This window comes from Corallococcus caeni, assembly GCF_036245865.1.
GTDB classification, from domain to species: Bacteria; Myxococcota; Myxococcia; order Myxococcales; family Myxococcaceae; genus Corallococcus; species Corallococcus caeni.
Genome location: NZ_BTTW01000008.1, coordinates 177,523 through 195,735 on the forward strand (window position 1 = coordinate 177,523; position 18,213 = coordinate 195,735).

Annotated in this window: 13 protein-coding genes; 12 read left to right on the forward strand and 1 reads right to left on the reverse strand. The window is 71.0% G+C overall.

What is annotated here, in order from left to right; all coding sequences use genetic code 11:
• Positions 1 to 287: 287 nt before the first annotated feature.
• The 12 genes from AABA78_RS30010 to AABA78_RS30065 all read left to right on the forward strand — a co-directional run bounded on the left by AABA78_RS30010 (position 288) and on the right by AABA78_RS30065 (position 15,628).
• The gene (locus AABA78_RS30010) at positions 288 to 848 is read left to right on the forward strand and encodes a response regulator (RefSeq protein WP_338268354.1); all 561 of its coding nucleotides are present in this window, start codon (positions 288 to 290) and stop codon (positions 846 to 848) included.
• Positions 849 to 854: 6 nt separating this feature from the next.
• Entirely contained in the window at positions 855 to 2,993 is a 2,139-nt protein-coding gene (locus AABA78_RS30015; RefSeq protein ID WP_338268358.1) for an ATP-binding protein, read from the forward strand.
• Positions 2,994 to 3,207: 214 nt separating this feature from the next.
• The gene (locus AABA78_RS30020; protein WP_338268361.1) at positions 3,208 to 3,507 is read left to right on the forward strand and encodes a hypothetical protein; all 300 of its coding nucleotides are present in this window, start codon (positions 3,208 to 3,210) and stop codon (positions 3,505 to 3,507) included.
• On the forward strand, positions 3,508 to 3,978 hold the full coding sequence (locus AABA78_RS30025; protein ID WP_338268363.1) for a hypothetical protein: 471 nt from the start codon (positions 3,508 to 3,510) through the stop codon (positions 3,976 to 3,978).
• Positions 3,932 to 5,062 carry a hybrid sensor histidine kinase/response regulator gene (locus AABA78_RS30030; protein ID WP_338268364.1) on the forward strand — a complete coding sequence of 377 codons (1,131 nt, stop codon included), beginning with the start codon at positions 3,932 to 3,934 and terminating at the stop codon, positions 5,060 to 5,062. Before AABA78_RS30025 ends, AABA78_RS30030 begins: the two co-directional genes overlap by 47 nt.
• A 294-nt stretch (positions 5,063 to 5,356) precedes the next feature.
• Positions 5,357 to 5,869, forward strand: a complete 513-nt coding sequence (locus AABA78_RS30035; protein ID WP_338268366.1) for a Csu type fimbrial protein — start codon at positions 5,357 to 5,359, stop codon at positions 5,867 to 5,869.
• Positions 5,870 to 5,892: 23 nt separating this feature from the next.
• A complete protein-coding gene (locus AABA78_RS30040) occupies positions 5,893 to 6,651 on the forward strand; it encodes a fimbrial biogenesis chaperone (protein ID WP_338268368.1) in 759 nt (252 codons plus the stop codon).
• A gap of 3 nt (positions 6,652 to 6,654) precedes the next feature.
• On the forward strand, positions 6,655 to 9,000 hold the full coding sequence (locus tag AABA78_RS30045) for a fimbria/pilus outer membrane usher protein (protein ID WP_338268369.1): 2,346 nt from the start codon (positions 6,655 to 6,657) through the stop codon (positions 8,998 to 9,000).
• Entirely contained in the window at positions 8,997 to 9,461 is a 465-nt protein-coding gene (locus AABA78_RS30050) for a Csu type fimbrial protein (protein WP_338268371.1), read from the forward strand. Before AABA78_RS30045 ends, AABA78_RS30050 begins: the two co-directional genes overlap by 4 nt.
• Before the next feature lie 127 nt (positions 9,462 to 9,588).
• Positions 9,589 to 11,142, forward strand: coding sequence for an ATP-binding response regulator (locus AABA78_RS30055; protein ID WP_338268373.1), 1,554 nt, complete (start codon positions 9,589 to 9,591; stop codon positions 11,140 to 11,142).
• Complete coding sequence (locus tag AABA78_RS30060) at positions 11,139 to 12,599, forward strand: sigma-54-dependent transcriptional regulator (RefSeq protein WP_338268374.1); 1,461 nt, start codon at positions 11,139 to 11,141, stop codon at positions 12,597 to 12,599. Before AABA78_RS30055 ends, AABA78_RS30060 begins: the two co-directional genes overlap by 4 nt.
• Before the next feature lie 77 nt (positions 12,600 to 12,676).
• Entirely contained in the window at positions 12,677 to 15,628 is a 2,952-nt protein-coding gene (locus AABA78_RS30065) for a PAS domain S-box protein (protein WP_338268375.1), read from the forward strand.
• A gap of 253 nt (positions 15,629 to 15,881) precedes the next feature.
• Here AABA78_RS30065 and AABA78_RS30070 read toward each other — a convergent pair whose 3' ends face one another.
• Positions 15,882 to 18,206, reverse strand: coding sequence for an HAD family hydrolase (locus AABA78_RS30070; RefSeq protein WP_338268377.1), 2,325 nt, complete (start codon positions 18,204 to 18,206; stop codon positions 15,882 to 15,884).
• Positions 18,207 to 18,213: the final 7 nt, after the last annotated feature.

An 18,213-nucleotide genomic window follows, 5' to 3' on the forward strand; every position in this document is an offset into this window, starting at 1 on the left:
GGGGAAACCTCGTGGAGAGAAACGCTCTCCCGGAGGTCCATGGACCTGGGCCTCGCGGATGGCCGAGGAGCGTGTCCTTCGGGACTGCAATCACGGGTCCATCCCTCCACACGCCGGCCCTCGCCCTGAACGCGAGCCCGGTGGTGCGCGGGTGACCGGGTGATTCACACTCCAGTGCCACGGTCCTACTCGCCTGTTGCGGGGACCGCCGCTCGGACGCTCACGAGCGGGCCATTGGCCCCGAAACTGAATCACCGCTCCGGGAAACACCGACCGGAGTACCCACGATGCAACACAGGCCCCCCCGGAGCATTCTCATCGTGGATGACGAGGCCAGCGTCATCCATGCCCTGCGCCGCTGCCTGCGCAAGGAGAACTGCGAAATCCTGCACGCCAGCGGCCCTCATGAGGCGCTGAAGGTGCTCAATGACACGCCGACCGACCTCGTCATCTCGGACCACCTGATGGGGGACATGACGGGCCTTGCGTTCCTCAAGCTCGTGCGCGACAGGCACCCCGACTGCGTCCGCATGCTGCTGACCGGTCAGGCCGATATGCAGACGGCCATCGCCGCCATCAATCACGGAGGAATCTACCGCTTCCTCACCAAGCCCTGGGACGACATGGAGCTGCGGGTGACGGTGAACCTCGCCTTCGACCATCTCAAGCGCGAGCGTGAGAACCGTCTGCTGATGGCCCGGGCCCGGAACCCCGCGCTCCAAAACAAGATGGCTCGAGTCGAGCTGTCGCGTCCCCTGCCGCCGCCGCACCTGCCCAGCATCATCCGGGACGCCGACGGCGCCATCCTCCTCCCCGCTGAGCCGGACTCCGAGCTCGCACCCGCCTGAGCCCCCGTGACGACACTCCCCCTCATCCTGGTCTTCCGCTCCGCCATGCCGGAGGCGCTCCGCCGCGCGCTCGAGGAGGCGGGGCGGCTCCGCGGGTGTACGAGTCCCCACGAGGCGGCCCGCTCCATCAGGTCTGGCTGGGGCCAGGTGGTCATCTGCGACCGGGTGCCGGGCTGGCAGGCGCTCGTCGCTCGCGTCGAGAGCGCGGGAGGCGCGGCCATCCTCTGGGGCGCTCCCCCCACGCCGGAGGAGGGAAGGCAGCTCATCCCTCCCGGCGTGGAGGCGCTCGAGGACCCCGCCTCCATCCTCGACGCCGTCGCGCGCGCGGAGCGGCGCAGGCAGGCCCGCCTGGAGCGGGGCACCCCGGCTGACGTCCTCCCGCCTGGAGAGGCGGTGGAGCGGGCCATCCGCTTCACCCAGTCCATCGCCAGCCAGGCCACCCTGCACGACGTCATCGCCGAGTCCATGGCGTGCGCGAGGGATCTGTGCGACGCGGATGGTGCCATGCTCCTGCTGGTCGACCCTGACACGGGCGACCTCTGCCTCCTGCCCCAGTGCGAGGGCACGGCGGCGCCGGCCCGGCTCCATCCAGACCAGGGGGTCGCCAGCAGGGTGGCCCGTGAGGCCCGGCCCCTGCTCGTGACGGACGCGGGCCCCGGTGCGGAGCTGTCCTCCTCGCACGGCGCCTTCGCCGGCTTCAGGCCGGGCTCGGTCGTCGCCGTTCCCCTCCTGTTCTCGGGGGATGTCATCGGCGTGCTCGAGGCCGTCCGTGGCGTGGACCGTCCCGCCTTCACCGCCAGGGAGCTTCGCTGCCTGGAGCAGCTGGCGCCGCACGTGGCCGTCTCGGTGCACAACACGCAGACGCGGCTGGCACTGTACGAGAGCCGGGAGGAGCTCCTCCGCTACAACCTCCGGCTGGAGGAGCGGGTGCGCGAGCGGACCGCGCAGATTGCCCGGGCCCAGCGCGAGTGGGTGGCCACGTTCGACTCCATCGGTGAGCCGGTGGCCTTGCAGGACGGCTTCACCCTCCGGCGCGCCAACCTCGCCTATGCGCGTCGGGCCGGCGTGGCCGTGAAGGAGCTGCCGGGGAAGACCTGCCACGAGCTGCTCGCGAGGCGTGACAGCCCCTGCCCCGGCTGCCCCCTGGGCGCGCCGTCGAAGCCCCCCCTCTCGGGCGACATCCGCCTGCCAGATGGAACCGTCTTCACCTTCCACGGGTTCAAGCTGCTCGACGACACGGCGGGCGACTCCGTGGTGGTGCACTACCGCGACATCACCGCCAAGAAGCTCCTCGAAGCGAAGCTGCGGGAGAGCGAGCGACTCGCCTCGGTGGGACAGCTCGCCTCCGGAGCGGCGCACGAAATCAACAACCCGCTGGCCTTCATGGTCTCCAACCTGCGCAACCTCTCCGAGTCCCTCCAGGAGGTCTCCCAGCAACTCCAGGTCCTTCACGGCGCGGCGCGGGCGTTCGCCTCCGGGCAGCGGGGCGACGCGGAGCGCGCCCTCTGCGGCGTGGACTTCGAGGCGCTCGACGGGGAACTGCGGGAAGGACTCGTCATGATTGACGAGTCGCTCGCCGGAGGGGAGCGGGTCGGCAACATCGTTCGCAGCCTCCGCGAGCTGTCGCGGCTCGAGATGACCCGTGAGGAGCTCACGCGCGTCAATGACTCCGTCCTCCGCTCGGTGCGGGCGGAGTTCGGGGAGGACGCGCGGGCCGTGGGGCTGGAGCTGTCCGCGCGCGCGCGGACCTGGCTGTCTCCGCTCCACCTGGACCAGGCCCTCGGGCACGTGCTGCGCAATGCGCGTCAGGCGATCCAACCCGGGCAGCGCGTCTTCGTGAGGACCTGGGATGAAGAGCGGACCGTCGTCATCGAGGTTCAAGACGAGGGCCGCGGCATTCCCCAGGAGTGCCTGGGCCGGGTCTTCGAGCCGTTCTTCACGGTGGCTGGAATCGGCAGGAGCGTGGGGCTGGGCCTGACGGCGGCCCATGGCATCGTCGAGCGCAGCGGCGGCACCATCGACATCCAGTCCCGCGTCCACCACGGCACCACCGTCCGCATCACGCTGCCACGCGCGGAGGCCCCCGCCTTCCCCGCCAGCGCCGAGGGCCTCGGCCCGGACGCCGTAGCCGAAGCGGCTGTTTGACCCGGCGGGCCTTCGCGGCTCCCACGCCTGCCCTCGCGGCGCGGGTCGGATCCTGCCGGGTGGAAGACGACCCGTTACCACGGGCAGACCCGCTGACTGATGAACAGCCGCGCACCGCGGCCCCCCGACGCCGTGCGCCGGGGGCAGCGGCACACGTCTCGCATTGGTGGAATTTGGAAATTCAAACACATGCGTTGCATTGGAGGGTGCGTACATGTCTGTTACTTCCTGCCGCCAGGGTTCGGCCGAGTCACGGGTCCCAGACATCCAGGCAACGGCCCGGGCGGTCCTCACCGAGGGCCTCACGCAGCTCGCCGACCCGGCGGCCCCGCGCCAGCGTCAGGCCATCATCCTGCTCGTCTGGCTGGTCGCCCGCCTCACGGGAACCCATGACCTGGCTGCTGCCTCACGGCTGTGGACGGCCATGCAGGAGAACGGGACGGCCGTCTTCCAGGGACTCCGCCTGCGCTTCGATCCGGCGGGGCCCGGCTCGCCCATCTCGGTCGAGACCTGAATGGCGCGCACCTCACACATCGTCTTGCGCTCCGGTGGCGCTGGCGCGCCGCCAGGCCTGAGGCTCATCCTGCGACTGGGGTTGACGAGTGACGAATTGCTGCCCGTCCTCCAGCTCGCGGAGCGAGCGCCGGAGCAGCTTCGCGTGGGCCTGACCGAGCACCTGTCACGTGGGGAGCACTGCCTCCTGGGCGCCTCGGCGGCCGGGCCGGGGCTGGCGATGGGCCTCCTGGCCTCCGGTGCGCCCATGCCCGCCCTGCTCGCGGCGGGGATGCTGTCCGTCGTGTCGGGGCTCGCCTTCCTCGCGCTCTGGCCGTGGCGCCTGCGCGCCATCGTCGTGCGCCGGGCCCGTGCGGCGCCGGGATTTCCCCTGAGCCTCTCGCTGAACCCATCCACGAAGCTTCCGCACCCGGTGACTCCCTCGCATGTCCTGCTCGCATCCAGGCCAGGGAAGAATCCTCGTCGTCGGTGACAGCGCTGGCTCGCTCCATGGCGAGCAGGCGGTTGTTACCGGTGCGGGCTACACCGTCACGCCCGTCTCCGGCGGTGACGGGGCGCTCGCGGCGTTCGAGGCCCAGCCCCACGACCTCGTCCTCATCGACCTCGTAACCACCGGGCATGCGGGGCTCCAGACCTGCTCTCGCTTGAGGTCCGTGCCGTCCGCGCGCCACACGCCGGTGGTCTTCCTGGCCGCTCCGAACGACTCGCCGACCTTGCGCGAGGCGCTGCGGTGCGGGGCGGATGACCTCCTGCTCAGGCCGGTCCATCCGGCCGCGCTGCTCCTGCGCGTCCGGTCGCTCCTGCGCGGCTCGCTGCTCCACGGGGAGCTGGCGCGAGAGTGCGCGCGCCTGCGGCAGCGGCTCGATGAGGCCTACATCGCGCGTCGGCAGAAGGAGGAGCTGACGGAGCTGGCGGTGCATGACCTCAAGAACCCGTTGGCCTGCATCGAGGCGAACGTGCGCTACCTGCTGGCGGAGGACGCCTCGGAGGTCCTGGAGTCCCTGCGGGACATCCTCACGGCCTCCGAGTCGATGCAGCGGCTGGTGATGGACCTGATGGACCTCAGCAGGGGCGAGGTCCGCCAGCTCACCCCGAAGCTGGCCCCGGTCGACCTGGTCCCGCTGGTGCGCGAGGTGTGCACCTCGATGCGGCGGCGGGCGGATGAGCGACGTCAGCGCTTCGAGTTCTCCCCCAGCGCCCACCCGGGCCGCGTCCTGGCGGACCAGGACCTCCTGAGGCGCATGCTGGAGAACCTGCTCGACAACTGTCTCAAGTACGCGCCTCCGGGGAGCGCCATCCAGATAGCGGCGCGGTCCGTGTGCGCGGGCTTCCTCGACGTGTGCATCTGCGACCAGGGGCCCGGGATTCCTCCCGCGCTGCGCAAGAAGGTCTTCGAGAGGTACACGCGGCTCGACACCGCGGGCCACGCGGGCGGCCACGGCGTCGGGCTGGCCTTCTGTCAGCTCGCCGCGGAGGCCCACGGCGGCCGCATCTGGGTCGAGGACAACGCGCCGGTCGGCAGCATGTTCTGCTTGCGACTGCGCGCCGCCCAATGAGCCCCGCGTGCCCGACGGGTCAAACACCTCGAAGCGGTGCAACTCCAACCCGCTCGGTCGCTTCCCATGTCTGGGCTCCACTTCTTCACTCGGGAAAAGCCTGGCGCGCGGCGAGGACTCCGGCCCCGAAGGGTGGACTTCGACCTTGCGGCATCCGCGGATTCCCGTCGCGCACGGCCGGCCGGCGGGCGTCGCCCCGGCGGGAATGCGCTGGCACGGCGAATGAAAGGACAGACATCCGCCGGTGAACACAAACACCGCGCTTCGCAGTCCTACTCCCACGATTGGAACACCATGAAGTCCCCCCAGCGTCTCGCCCTCACCCTCGCCGGAGTCGTCGCCCTGTCCTCGCCCGCGGTCGCCGCCACCGCGACGAGCAACCTGGACGTCTCCGCCAGCGTGGCGGCCAACTGCCTCATCAGCACGGCCGCGGTCGCCTTCGGCGCTTATGACCCGGTCTCCGCCAACGCCTCCACCGCGCTCACCGGCACCGGCTCCGTGTCCGTCACGTGCACCAGCGGCTCGGGAGCCACCATCACGCTGGGCCAGGGCGACAACGCGGATGCGGCCTCCACCGACGCGGCCCCGCTGCGCCGCATGAGCGACGGCGCGGCCAACGTCCTGTCGTACGGCCTCTACCAGGACGCGGGCCGCACCACCGAGTGGGGTAACACCGCCGGGACGGGCGTGGCGCACCTGGGCACCGGCAGCGCCACCAGCATCACGGTGTACGGCAGCATCCCCGCCGGCCAGAGCGTGCCGGTCGGTGCCTACGCCGACACCGTCCTCGCCACCATCACCTTCTAGGCCAGGGCCTTCCGATGATGCGCATGGCTCGGCCCGCCCGCTCCTTCCCCACGCTCCTCCTGGGGCTCCTGCTGCTCGTCACCACGGGCGCCGGGGCTTCCGACTTCCAGGTCAGCCCGGTCCGCGTGGACGTCGGTGACCGGGTGCGCTCCGCGCTGCTGACGGTGCGCAACCAGGGCCAGGAGCCGCTCCGGCTCCAGGTCACCGCGTTCGCCTGGGACCAGGACTCGCGCGGAGAGCAGCGGCTCACCGCGACGACGGATGTCTCGTTCTTCCCCTCCCTCCTGTCGTTGGAGGCGGGAGAGGTGCGGAACATCCGGGTCGGAGTGGCGGGAGCTCCGGGCGCGACCGAGCGCACGTACCGGCTCATCATCGAGCAGCTTCCGCCGCTCGTCCGCGGCGGAAGCTCGCCTCCGGGCATCCGCGTCCTCACGCGGATGTCCATCCCCGTCTTCATGGCCCCGGTTCGCGGCGCGGGTATCGGGGGCATCCGCGCGCCCTGCCTCAAGGCAGGCGCCGTCGCCTTCTCCGTCTACAACAAAGGCACCGCCCACTTCCTCGTGCAATCCGTGCACGTCCGCGGGCTGGACGCGGCGGGGGCCGTCGTCATGGAGCGGCAGCTCCCCGGCTGGTACGTGCTCGCCGGCGGCCGGCGGGACTACACGCTCGACCTTACCGCGCCTCTCGTCCGCCAGATCCGCCGCATCACGGTGGACGCGCGGACGGACGTCTCCAACCTCTCCGGCAGCTTCGACGTGGCTGCTGGCGTCTGCTCCTCCTGAGCGATGGCGTGCTCCAGCCCCCAGCCCGCCCGGCCCCGCCGCGCGCCCGTCGCCGTCCTCTCGTGGGTGCTCTGGCTCTGGCTCGCCGCGCTTCCCGCGGCGGCCCTGCCCCCCGCGCCGGAGGAGCGGCTGGTGCTGGCGCTGGAGGTCAACGGAGTGGCCCGCGGTGAAGTCTTCCCGCTGCGCAGCGACGGGCGGCTGCTCATGGAGAGCGGGGAGTTGCTCCGCGCGGGCATCCTCCCTTCCATGCTGCCCGGCCGCCGCGAGACGCGTGACGGGCGCACGTACCTCGTCCTGGACGAGGCCGCGCCCGACCTGCGCTACACGCTCGACGAGCGGCGGGCCCTGCTCCGCGTCACCGTCTCCCTCGCCGCGCTTCCCCTGTCGTTCGTGGACCTGCGTGCCGGCGCGCGGCCGGACGCGCTGGAGGTCTCCCAGCCCGCCAGCGGCTTCCTCAACTACGCCGCGCGCATGGTGGGAAGCCGGCTGTCGCTGCAGGCCGATGCCGGCGCGAGCCTGCGCGGCGCGCTCCTCACCACCACGGCCTCCTGGGCGCCGGGGGCACCGCCCGTCCGCGGGCTGACGCGGCTCTCCTTCGACGAACCGTCCCGGCTGCTGCGCTGGACCTTCGGGGACGCCATCACCTCCGGCGGTCCGCTCGGCGGCGGCGCGGTGCTGGCCGGCCTCCACGTGTCGCGCGAGTTCGGGCTGGACCCCTATGGCGTCTACGTCCCCACCGTCGGGCGGGTGGAGGGTGTCTCGACGCCGTCCACGCTGGAGGTCTACGTCAACGACATGCTCGTGCGCCGGCTCGAGCTGCCGCCCGGCCCCGTCTCGCTGCAGGACCTGCCGCTGGCGCGCGGCGCCAACCAGGCCCGGTATGTGATTCGGGATGCCTTTGGCCGCACGCGCGAGGTGACCGAGCGCTTCTACCTGGCGTCCGACTTGCTGGCGCCAGGGTACAGCGACCTGGCGCTGTCCGCGGGCTTCCGCCGGGAGCACCTGTCCACGGCCAGCTTCGACTACGGCCCCCCGGCGCTCATCGCGCGGTACCGCCGGGGCATGAGCTCGGGCTCCACGGTGGGCGCCCGGCTGGAGGCCGCGCTGGACCGCGTCAGCGGCGGTCCGGAGCTCGCGCGCGGGCTGCCCGTGGGAGAGCTGTCCCTGTCGCTGTCCGGCAGCTTCGCGGACGGGCACGCGGGGGCGGCGGGCCAGCTGAAGTATGCCTTCCTGGGCCGCCAGCTCGGCCTCGGCCTCTTCGCTCGCGCCATGAGCAGGGGCTACTCGACGGTGAGCCTCGAACCGGAGGAGGACCGCCCGTTGCTGGAGGCGGGGGGCTCGGTGACCACGTCGCTCGGGCGCGTCGGCTCGGTGGGCGTCCAGGGCTCCGCGTCGTCCTGGAAGGGACAGGGCCGCGCGTTCCGCGTCACCGCGCTCGGCGGCGCGCGGCTGACGCGCACGCTCTCGCTCGCTGTCTCGGCGGGCCGGGCCGCGGGGCCGGGCCAGCCCGCCGCGTGGGAGGGGCAGCTGTCGCTGAGCCTCGTGCTCGGCGCGCACGCCACGGCCAGACTCTGGCGGGAGCAGGGCGAGCGGCAGGGCTCCACGGCGATGGACGTGCTGCGCACGCCTCCCGTGGGCGGAGGGTGGGGCTATCGGGTGCAGGGACAGCACGGCGTCCAGGACTTGCTCGATGCGAGCGCCGAGTACCAGGGCACCGCCGGACGCGCCGCCGCGGGCGCCGAGTGGCGCGAGGGCGTGCTGACCCCGCGGGCCGAGGTGTCCGGCGCGCTCGTCGCCATGGATGGCGAGGTGCTGCCCACCCGCTCCGTCGAGCAGGGCTTCGCGCTCGTGCGCGTCCCCGGCGCGGCCCACGTCCAGGTCCGCCTCAACAACCAGGACGTCGGGAGGACGAATGCGTCCGGGGCCGCCATCGTTCCCGGGCTGCTGCCCTACTACGCGAACCGCGTCTCCATCTCCGAACAGGACCTGCCCCCGGAGTTCGCCGTCGCGGAGGTCGAGCACGCCGTGGCGCCCGTGTTCCGTGGAGGGGCGCTCGTGCGCTTCGACGCCCGGCGCTTCCGGGCGCTCCGGGGCACGGTCGTCCTCAAGGGGCCGGGCGGGCCCGTGATCCCCTCGTTCGGTGAGCTCGCCGTCACGCTCGACGCCGTGCGCGGGCTGGAGCGGCGCTCGCCCCTGGGCCGCCAGGGCGAGTTCGAGCTGGAGGGCCTGGAGCCGGGGCTCTACCGGGCGACCGTCGAGTCCCCCGGCGGCACCTGCGTGTTCATCCTCACCGTGCCCTCCGGCGGGCCCGACATCACCGAACTGGGACAACTGAGATGCGGAAGATGAAGCACGCCGTTATCAGGAGCGGCTGGGCCGTGGCGTTGCTGGCCGTGCTCCAAGCGCCTCTCGCGGGCGCCGAGCCCGTCTGCTCGCTTGACGTCGTGGGCTGCGGCTTCGGTCCGTACGACGTCTTCAGCACGGCGCCACGGGACTCGACGGGGAGCATCACCGTGTCGTGCCAGGGGAGCACGGGCCCCGTCCCCGTGACGCTCACGCTGGATGCGGGGTGGTCCGGAGACGCCGCGCGCCGGACCATGAGCAGCGGGGCGGGAGCGCTCGAATACAACCTCTTCGTAGACGCGTCCCGCACCCAGGTCTGGGGCGATGGGTTCTCCGGCACGTCGAACCGGCAGCTCAGCGTCGACGGAAGCCCCGTGACGGTCTCCGTCTTCGGGCGCATCCCCGAAGGCCAGGTGGTGCCCCCCGGCACCTACGCCGACACGGTGGTGGTGACGGTGAGCTTCTGAAGGAATGGCAGCGGCTCCAAGGGAATGGAGTCGGTTCGAAGGTGCCGAGGCGGAAGGCTTCGTCATCGAGAATGGTTGTCTGGAGATGTCCGTCGAAACCCAAACGAGGCTTGGATTGGAAGACCTGGTGACACCCGCGGTCTCGCCACGGCGCCGGCTGCTCGTGGTGGACGACGAGAAGAGCGTCCTCAATGCCCTCCGCCGGACGTTGCGCGGGGGGGGCTGGGAAGTGGCGACGGCCCAGGACGCGGAGTCGGGGCTGGAGGCGCTCGAGCGGTTCACCCCCGAGGTGGTCATCGCCGACTTCCGCATGCCGGGGATGGACGGCGTGGACTTCCTCACCCGGGTGAAGGAGCACATGCCGCACGCCCAGCGCATCATGCTGACCGGGCAGGCGGATGAGCAGGTCATCGAGGAGGCCATCAACCGCTCCGAAATCTTCCGCTTCATCTCCAAGCCGTGGAACGACAACCACCTGCGGTTGACGGTGAAGAGCGCCTTCGAGCAGTACCTGCTCCGGGCGGAGAACGCCTGCCTGTATCGCGTGGCGCGGGAGCAGAATGCGCAGCTCAAGGATCTCAACGCGGACCTGGAGGCGCGCGTGGTCCAGCGCACCCAGGCGCTCAGCCAGGCGAAGCGCGACTGGGAGCTGACCTTCGACAGCCTGGACACGCCGCTGGCACTGGTGGACCTCGCGGACGGCACCGTGCGCCGCGCCAACCAGGCATACGCGCGCGCCGCCGGGCGGCGGGTGGAGGACGCGCGGGGTGTTGCCTGCCACCGCTACCTCTTCGGCCGGGACACGCCCTGCCCGGGCTGTTCGCTCCAGGCCGCGGCCAGGAGCGGCCAGGTGGCGCGCGCGACGCTGGAGCTGGGCGACCGCACGTACCTGCTCTCCGCCCACCCGCTGCCGGGTGAGAACTGCGCGGTGTGCACCTACCAGGACGTCACCGAGGAGCGGGCGATGACGCGCCGGCTCGTCGAGGCGGAGAAGATGGCCGCGGTGGGCCAGCTTGCCGGAGGCGTGGCCCATGAAATCAACAACCCGCTGGGCGGCATCCTGGCCTTCTCGCAGTTGATGAAGCGCGACCGGGGCCGGACGGAGGCGGACCTGGAGTCGCTCGACCTCATCGAGGAGAGCGCGCTGCGCTGCAAGCGCATCGTGGACAGCCTGCTGAAGCTCAGCCGGCACAGCCGCAGGGAGGACCGGTATCCGCTGGACCTGTCGCGCTGCGTGGAGGACGCCACGCTCCTCTTCAAGGCCCAGCTCAAGTCCATCCCGAAGGTGAAGCTGGAGCTGAAGCTGGCGCCGGAGCTGCCCCCGGTGCTGGCCGACGCGGGTCAAATCGCCCAGGTGGTGCTCATCCTCCTGCAGAACGGGCTCCAGGCGCTGCCCCAGGCGGCGGGCACGCTGACGCTGGAGACGGGCCGCCGCGCCGAGCGCTGCTTCCTCTGCGTGAGCGACACGGGCCGGGGCATCGAGGAGCGCCACCTGCCCCACATCTTCGAGCCGTCCTTCACCACCAAGCCCCCGGGCGAGGGGACGGGCCTGGGGCTCTCCATCGCCTACCGCATCGTCCATGACCATGGGGGCACCTTCGACGTCGACACGCGGGTCGGCGCGGGCTCCCGCTTCACCGTCTTGCTTCCCATTCCCACGCACCCCCAGGAATCACAGTGACCCACTGCAAGCGTGCCAGGATTCTCGTCGTGGACGACGACACGGTCGTCCTCAAGGCCGTGACCCAGATTCTCCAGCGCGAGGGCCATCACGTCCTCTCCATCGACGACGCAGTGGAGGGACTGGTGGCCGCGAAGGACCCCACCATCGACGTGGTGGTGCTGGACATCAACATGCCCAACGTCTCCGGGATGCACCTGCTGCGCGCCATCAAGGCCGAGCGCCCGGATGTCGAGGTCGTCATGATGACCGCCTACGCCACCATCGGCACCGCCGTGGAGGCGGTGAGGGTGGGGGCGTACGACTTCCTCACCAAGCCCTTCGAGAACATCGATGTGCTGAGCCTCACGGTGGCCAAGGCCATCGAGCGCAGGACGCTCAAGGCCCACACCCGGGTGCTGGAGGATGCGCTCCACACCCGCAACCACTTCGAGGACCTCATCGGCCAGTCGGCGCAGATGCACTCCGTCTTCAAGCTGGCGCAGATGGTGAGCGAGTCCACCGTCACCGTCCTCATCCAGGGTGAGAGCGGCACGGGCAAGGAGCTGGTGGCGCGCGCCATCCATTACCGCGGCCCGCGCAAGGACAGGCCCTTCGTCGCCGTCAACTGCTCCGCGCTGACGGAGACGCTGCTGGAGAGCGAGCTGTTCGGTCACGTGAAGGGCAGCTTCACCGGCGCCACCGGCAACAAGAAGGGCCTCTTCGAGGCGGCCGACGGCGGCACCCTCTTCCTCGACGAGATTGGCGACATTTCCCCCGCCACCCAGGTGCGCCTCTTGCGCGTGCTGCAGGAGGGCGAGGTCAAGCGCGTGGGCGCCAACGAGTCCATCAAGGTGGACGTGCGCGTCATCGCCGCCACCCACGTGGACCTGGTCCGCGCCAAGTCGCAGGGCAAGTTCCGCGAGGACCTCTTCTACCGCCTCAACGTCATCAAGATAGAGCTGCCGCCCCTGCGTGACAGACCCGAGGACGTGCCGGTGCTGGCGCACCACTTCCTGCGGATCTACACGCAGAAGGCCGGCAAGCAGGTGACGGGCTTCACGCCGCACGCCATGGAGGCCCTCATGGCCCACCGGTGGGAGGGCAACGTGCGCGAACTGGAGAACATCATCGAGCGGGCGCTGGTCCTCACCCAGAACCAGGTGCTGGACGTGGAGGACCTCCCTCCCGGCTTCGAGGACGTCTCCCACATCAGCTCGCCAGCGGAGGTCGTCAGCCTGGCGCACCTGGAATACGCCCAGGCCAAGCGCCTCACCCTGCGCGCCTTCGAGCGGCGCTACCTCGCCACGCTCATGGAGAAGTACGGCCACAACATCACCAACGCCGCGCGTGCGGCGGGGCTGGACCGCTCCAACTTCCGCCGCCTGCTCAAGCAGTACGAGGTGGCCGGCCGCTCGATGAAGCCGCGCGCCGACGACTCCTCCGAGGACACCGACTCCTCCTCGCTGTCTCCGTGACCCACGGCGGGACCCCGGCGCAGCCACGCCGGGGGGCCCGCGCCTCCGCGTTCCTGCAACGTCCGTTGGGACGGCCCATGCCCTTTCGAAGCGAAGAACCCAGCCCCGAGCCCATCGAAGCGAGGAGCAAGGCGCTCCTTGGCGAGCACCTGCACCGGGTCCACGTCCGCATGGACCACCTGATGGGCGGCTTGATGCTGCTCCAGTGGGGCCTGGTCGCCGCCGTCGCCATCCTCGTGTCGCGGGTCTTCCGGGAGCACGGGTCGCACCTGCTCAATGCCCGCGTCGACAGGGCCCTCCTGGTCGGCGCCGCCCTGGGCACCGTGCCCGCCGCCCTGGCCTACCTGCGTCCGGGCAGGGCGTCCACGCGGCATCTCATCGCCGCGGCCCAGATGCTCTGGATTACCGTCCTGGCCTGGCTGAGTGACGGCCGGGGGGAGACGCTGTTCTATGTCTTCGCCTCGCTCGCCCTCCTCGCCGCCTACCGCGACTGGAAGGTGCTCGTCACCGCGACGCTGGTCTTCATCGCGGAGTACGCCGTCTGGGGCCAGGCCTGGCCCGAGTCCCTGTACGGCGGGACGTCCCTTCAGTGGTGGCACGTCTTCGAGCATGCGGGCTGGGCGGTGCTCACGGATGTCTTCCTGCTCCTGGGCATCCGACGCAGCATCGAGGAGATGCGCGGCACCGCCCTGCAGCAGGCCCGTGCCGAGGAGCTCACCCGGAGCCTGGACCAGCGGGTGGTGGAGCGCACCGCCCAGCTCGAGGAGGCCCAGGCCGTGGCGCACGTGGGGAGCTGGGAGACGACCTCCGCCTCGGGCTGTATGCAGTGGAGCCCCGAGCTGTTCCGGATCTGTGGGGTGGACCCGAAGACCTTCACCCCCTCGATCGAGACGGCCCTGGTGCTCGTGCACCCGGAGGAGCGGGAGTCCGTCCGCCAGGAACTCGATCAGCTCCTGATCTCGGGAGGCGAGCTCACCCGCGAGGTGCGCATCCGCCGGCCGGATGGACAGCCGCGGCACCTGCTGATGCGGGCCAGGGCCCGGGCGGACGAAGCCGGACGTGGAATGCGGCTCGTCGGCACGCAGGCGGATATCACCGAGCGCAAGCGGGCCGATGCGGCGCTGCGCGCCAGCGAGGCGAAGTACCGCCAGATTGTCGAGACCTCGCACGAGGGCATCTGCTCCCTGGACCTGGAGTCCCGCATCACCTTCGCCAACGGGCGCATGGCCGAGATGCTGGGCGTGGAGCCGTCGGAGCTGCCGGGCGCGTACGCGCTCGACTTCATCGACGAGGAGAGCCGCCGGGCCTGCCAGGAGCGGATGGGGCGCTTCCGAAAGGGTCGCGCGGAGCTCGTCGACGTCAGGCTTCGCCGGAAGGACGGCGACGAGCTGTGGGCATTCGTGTCGGCCAGTCCCGTGCTCGGTCCGGACGGGCAGCGGACCGGCGCCTTCGTCATGGTGACGGACATCACCGAGCGCAAACAGATGGAGGAGCGCCTCAGGAGCCGCGAGGCCAAGCTGGCGGAGGTCGAGGTGCTGGTCCATGCGGGGAGCTGGGAGCTGGAGCTCCCATCGGAGCGGCTCCGGCTGTCGGACGAGCTCTGCCGCATCCTCGGCTTCGAACCCTCGCGGTTCCTGGGGACCCACGCAGCCTTCATGGAGCGCGTCCACCCCGAGGACCGCGGTGCCCTCCAGGTCGGCGTCACCCGCTCGGCGGAGAGGGGAGCGGTCTTCTCCTCGGAGTTCCGCATCGTCCGGCCCGGAGGAGAGGTGCGCATCCTCAGCGCGCTGGGCCGCGTCGCACCCCACGTGACGGGAGGGCCCGTCCACGTCGTCGGCATCACCCAGGACGTGACGGAGCGACGGGAGATGGAGGCGAGGCTCATGGTGGCGGACCGCATGGTGTCCATGGGCACGCTCGCGAGCGGTGTGGCCCACGAAATCAACAACCCCCTCGCCTACGTCCACAGCAACCTGGACTTCATGGCGGGCCAGCTGGAGCAACTGCGGGCCGCGCACCCCCAGGAGTGCCTCGACGAATTGGTGGAGGTGGTGCGCGAGACGCAGGAGGGCGCCGGCCGCATCCGCCGCATCGTGCGCGACCTGGGGACGCTGTCCCGGGCCGACGATGAGAAGCTCGGCCGCGTCGCCGTGGAGGAGGTGCTCGAGTGGTCCGCGAAGATGGCGTGGAACGAAATCCGCCATCGCGCGCGGCTCGTGAAGGACTTCGCGAGCGTGCCCGCCGTCGAGGCCAACGGCGCCCGCCTGGGACAGGTCTTCCTGAACCTGCTCATCAACGCGGCGCATGCCATTCCCGAAGGCCAGGTGGAGAAGAACGAAATCCGGCTCAGGTCGCGGCTGGACGAATCGGGCCGGGTGGCCATCGAGATCTCGGACACCGGCTCGGGCATTCCCTCCGAGATTCGCGGCCGCATCTTCGACCCGTTCTTCACCACCAAGCCGGTGGGGGTGGGCACGGGGCTGGGACTGTCCATCTGCCATGGCATCGTCAAGTCCATGGGCGGCGAGATTTCCGTGGCGAGCGAGATGGGCCGGGGGACGACCTTCACTGTCTGCCTGCCCGCGGCGGGGCAGGACGTCGACGACGAGGAGGCGTCGGAGGAGGCGCCCAGGAGGGCGGCCACGCGGAGGGCGAGGATCCTCATCGTGGACGACGAGCCCGCGGTGGCCGGCTCGCTGCGCCGGCTGCTGGCCTCGGAGCATGACGTGGAGGTGGTGCTCCGGGGCCGTGAGGCGCTCGAGCGGGTGGAGGCGCACGAGGACTTCGACCTCATCCTCTGCGACCTCCTCATGCCGGACATGACGGGGATGGACCTCTTCGACGAACTGGTGCGCGTGGCGCCGCGGCTCGCGGACAGGGTGGTGTTCCTGACGGGCGGGGCGTTCACCCAGCGGGCGCGGGAGTTCCTGGACCGGGTGCCCGGTCGGTACATGCAGAAGCCGGTCGACACCCGGCAGGTGCGTCGGCTGGTGCGGGAGCGGGTCTCCACCCAGGACGTGGCATCGTGACGCCGGTGTCCCCCGGGCACCCTGCCGCGTGTTGGTGGGCTCGCACCACGCTGGCGTCCACGTAGTGCCGCGTCCACTCCAGCCGACCGTGCTCATGCGCCTCGGCCTGCAACCGTCGCGGGATTCGCGCCCAGGTGCCCGGCCGCTGTGATGGCAGCCGGCCGGCCAGTCTCGCCCATCGCGCGTCGGGTCTGTTCGCCCCGGCTCATGCTCTCTCGAAGCCGGGCGCGCTCGACCTATTTGCGGACACGCACTAGCGGATGGCCCGCCAGGTGAACCAGGCGTCGTAGGCCAGGTTCGCCAGCGGCACGCCGCTGCGGCGCACCACGCTGTCGCGCCAGGGGTTGGTCTCGAAGGCCTTCCACGCCTCCTTGAGCGCCCCCTTCACCGAGCCCAGCTGAGCCAGCTTCGCCAGCTCCAGCTTGAGGCCGAAGGTGGTGATCTCATGCACGCCGAAGCTCTCCACGTGCGAGTACTTGAGGAACTCGCGCGCCTCCTGCTCCGTGGGGTAGCGCGTGTAGCGCAGGAGCTCCTGGAGCGTGCCGGGCTGCAGCTCGTCCGCGGTGAAGCGCAGCAGGGGAGACAGCCGCGCGTAGTCCCTCGCGTAGTCGTACATGCCCTCCTGCACGCGGCGGAAGAAGCGGGCGCTGTTGTCCTTCTCCTGGTCGTGGTGCAAGAGCTCCGGCATGGGCAGGTGCGGCGCCCACGGGTTCTTCCCGTAGCGCACCGTGCTGCCGTGGTTCGCCGTGGTGATCATCTCGAAGATGGCGGTGTTGCGCAGGAAGTCCGCCTCCTCCAGGTCGCGCCGCCGCAGGTCCGACAGGTAGCCGTACTTGAAGGACTTCTTCGCCAGGGGCTGACCGTCCGGCACGTAGGCCAGGTAGAAGCCGTGCAGCTCCGGGAAGCGCGCGTCGTGCTCGAAGGCGCGCATCAGGTTGTCCTGCATGCTGCCCTTCCACCCGATGTCCACGAGCGCCGTGCGCGTGAGGCCCATCAGCCCGCGGTACTCCAGGTAGCGGGACAGATTCGCCTTCGCCTCGTCGCGGCGCTGGTGGAAGGCCACGCGCACGCGGCGCGACGCGAGGAAGCGCTGGAAGGCGGCGTCCTTCGTGGGCTCCACGATGGGCCGGTCCGGGTCCGTGAGGCCGCACTCGGCGGCCAGCCGGATGAACTCGTCCTGGGGCAGCGACAGGTTCTTGAGCAGGCCGCGCAGCGACTGGCGGCTGTACTGGCGCCAGAAGCGGTGCACCTCCTCCCAGCTCAGCTCGCGCATGGACGCGAGGATGGTGGAGGCCCGGCTGACGAACAGGTAGTGCGCCTTCGGCACCCGGCGGAACAGCCCGGAGTCCTTCAGGAGCGCGAACACCTTGAGCAGCGTCAGGCCCTCGCGCGCCAGGAAGTAGACGTGGTCGATGCCCAGCTTCTCCGAGCGCTCGATGACGTCCACCACGAAGGCCACGATGCCCGGCGCCAGCGTGCGGCCCAGCTGGTAGCTGGCGTCGTCGTCCGGCGGGCGGACGTGGCGGGCCTCGTTGCCCAGCACGACGTCCACGTAGTGCGCGGCCCAGTACGGGTTCTGCTCCACGGCCTTCTGGGCAATCTCCAGCCGGCGGCGGCGCACCTTCTCGTCCGGGTCCTCCACGCGCAGGGTGGAGATGCCCAGCCGGCGCGGCTGCACGTTGTCGGCGTTCTCGTCGTCGCCGACGAAGAAGAGCTGCTCGGGCTTGAGCCCCTCGCGCTCCAGCACGCGCGGGAAGAGCCGGCCGGACGCCTTGCGCAGCCCCTCGTCGATGGAGACGTAGCCCGCGTCGAAGTACTGCTCCAGCCCGCAGTGCCGCAGCAGCTCACGCAAGAGCGGCTGCGACAGGTACATGTCGCTCACGAAGATGAGCCGCTTGCCCTGGGCCTTCAGCGCGGACAGCACCTCCGGGATGCCCGGCGCGGGACGCAGCGCCAGCTTCTCCAGCTCCAGCTCCAGCGCGCGCAGCTCCGCGGCCATGCGCGAGCGCATCGGCTCCCGAGGCAGCCAGCTGCCCGCCCAGCGCTGCAGGAGCGCCTCGAAGTCCACCTCGTTGTCGCGGCCCTGGGCCACCTGCTCCCCGGCGATCTCCATCTCCAGGGCGAAGCGGCGCTGACGCACCTGGGCCACCGTGGGCAGGGCCTTGGGGTGCACCAGCTCCTTCAGCCGCGCGTGGAAGCCGCGCGCCACGGCCGTCTTGAGCCACTCGCCCTCCACGCTGCGCACCACCAGCGTGTTGAAGACGTCGAAGCCCACCACGTCGTAGCCCGCCGTCGCGGTGAGCAGCCGCTCGCGCAGCGTGGCGAAGGGGGAGGATTCAATGGGGGGCGCGTCGCCCGCGCGGAAGAGGCGCGAGGCCTGGGCCAGGCCGTCCACCACGTTGGGCGGCAGGGCCTCCGAGGCAATCACCGACATGCGCTCGCCGGGCGTCGCGCGCGGGTGCTTCGTGGCGACGGGAGCGCCCTTCTGCGTCAGGTACAGGTCGCGCGCGGTCTCCACCGCCCAGCGCTGGAGGGCGGGAAGCAGCGCGGCCGCTGCGGGTTCACGGCGGGCTGTCATCTGCTTC

What these genes read in the sequence shown, in the direction of transcription:
- AABA78_RS30010 (WP_338268354.1), top strand. Translation starts at nt 288, where the DNA reads ATGCAACACAGGCCCCCCCGGAGCATTCTCATCGTGGATGACGAGGCC.
- AABA78_RS30020 (WP_338268361.1), top strand. Translation starts at nt 3,208, where the DNA reads ATGTCTGTTACTTCCTGCCGCCAGGGTTCGGCCGAGTCACGGGTCCCA.
- AABA78_RS30025 (WP_338268363.1), top strand. Translation starts at nt 3,508, where the DNA reads ATGGCGCGCACCTCACACATCGTCTTGCGCTCCGGTGGCGCTGGCGCG.
- AABA78_RS30030 (WP_338268364.1), top strand. Translation starts at nt 3,932, where the DNA reads ATGTCCTGCTCGCATCCAGGCCAGGGAAGAATCCTCGTCGTCGGTGAC.
- AABA78_RS30035 (WP_338268366.1), top strand. Translation starts at nt 5,357, where the DNA reads ATGAAGTCCCCCCAGCGTCTCGCCCTCACCCTCGCCGGAGTCGTCGCC.
- AABA78_RS30040 (WP_338268368.1), top strand. Translation starts at nt 5,893, where the DNA reads ATGGCTCGGCCCGCCCGCTCCTTCCCCACGCTCCTCCTGGGGCTCCTG.
- AABA78_RS30045 (WP_338268369.1), top strand. Translation starts at nt 6,655, where the DNA reads ATGGCGTGCTCCAGCCCCCAGCCCGCCCGGCCCCGCCGCGCGCCCGTC.
- AABA78_RS30050 (WP_338268371.1), top strand. Translation starts at nt 8,997, where the DNA reads ATGAAGCACGCCGTTATCAGGAGCGGCTGGGCCGTGGCGTTGCTGGCC.
- AABA78_RS30065 (WP_338268375.1), top strand. Translation starts at nt 12,677, where the DNA reads ATGCCCTTTCGAAGCGAAGAACCCAGCCCCGAGCCCATCGAAGCGAGG.
- AABA78_RS30070 (WP_338268377.1), bottom strand. Translation starts at nt 18,206, where the DNA reads ATGACAGCCCGCCGTGAACCCGCAGCGGCCGCGCTGCTTCCCGCCCTC.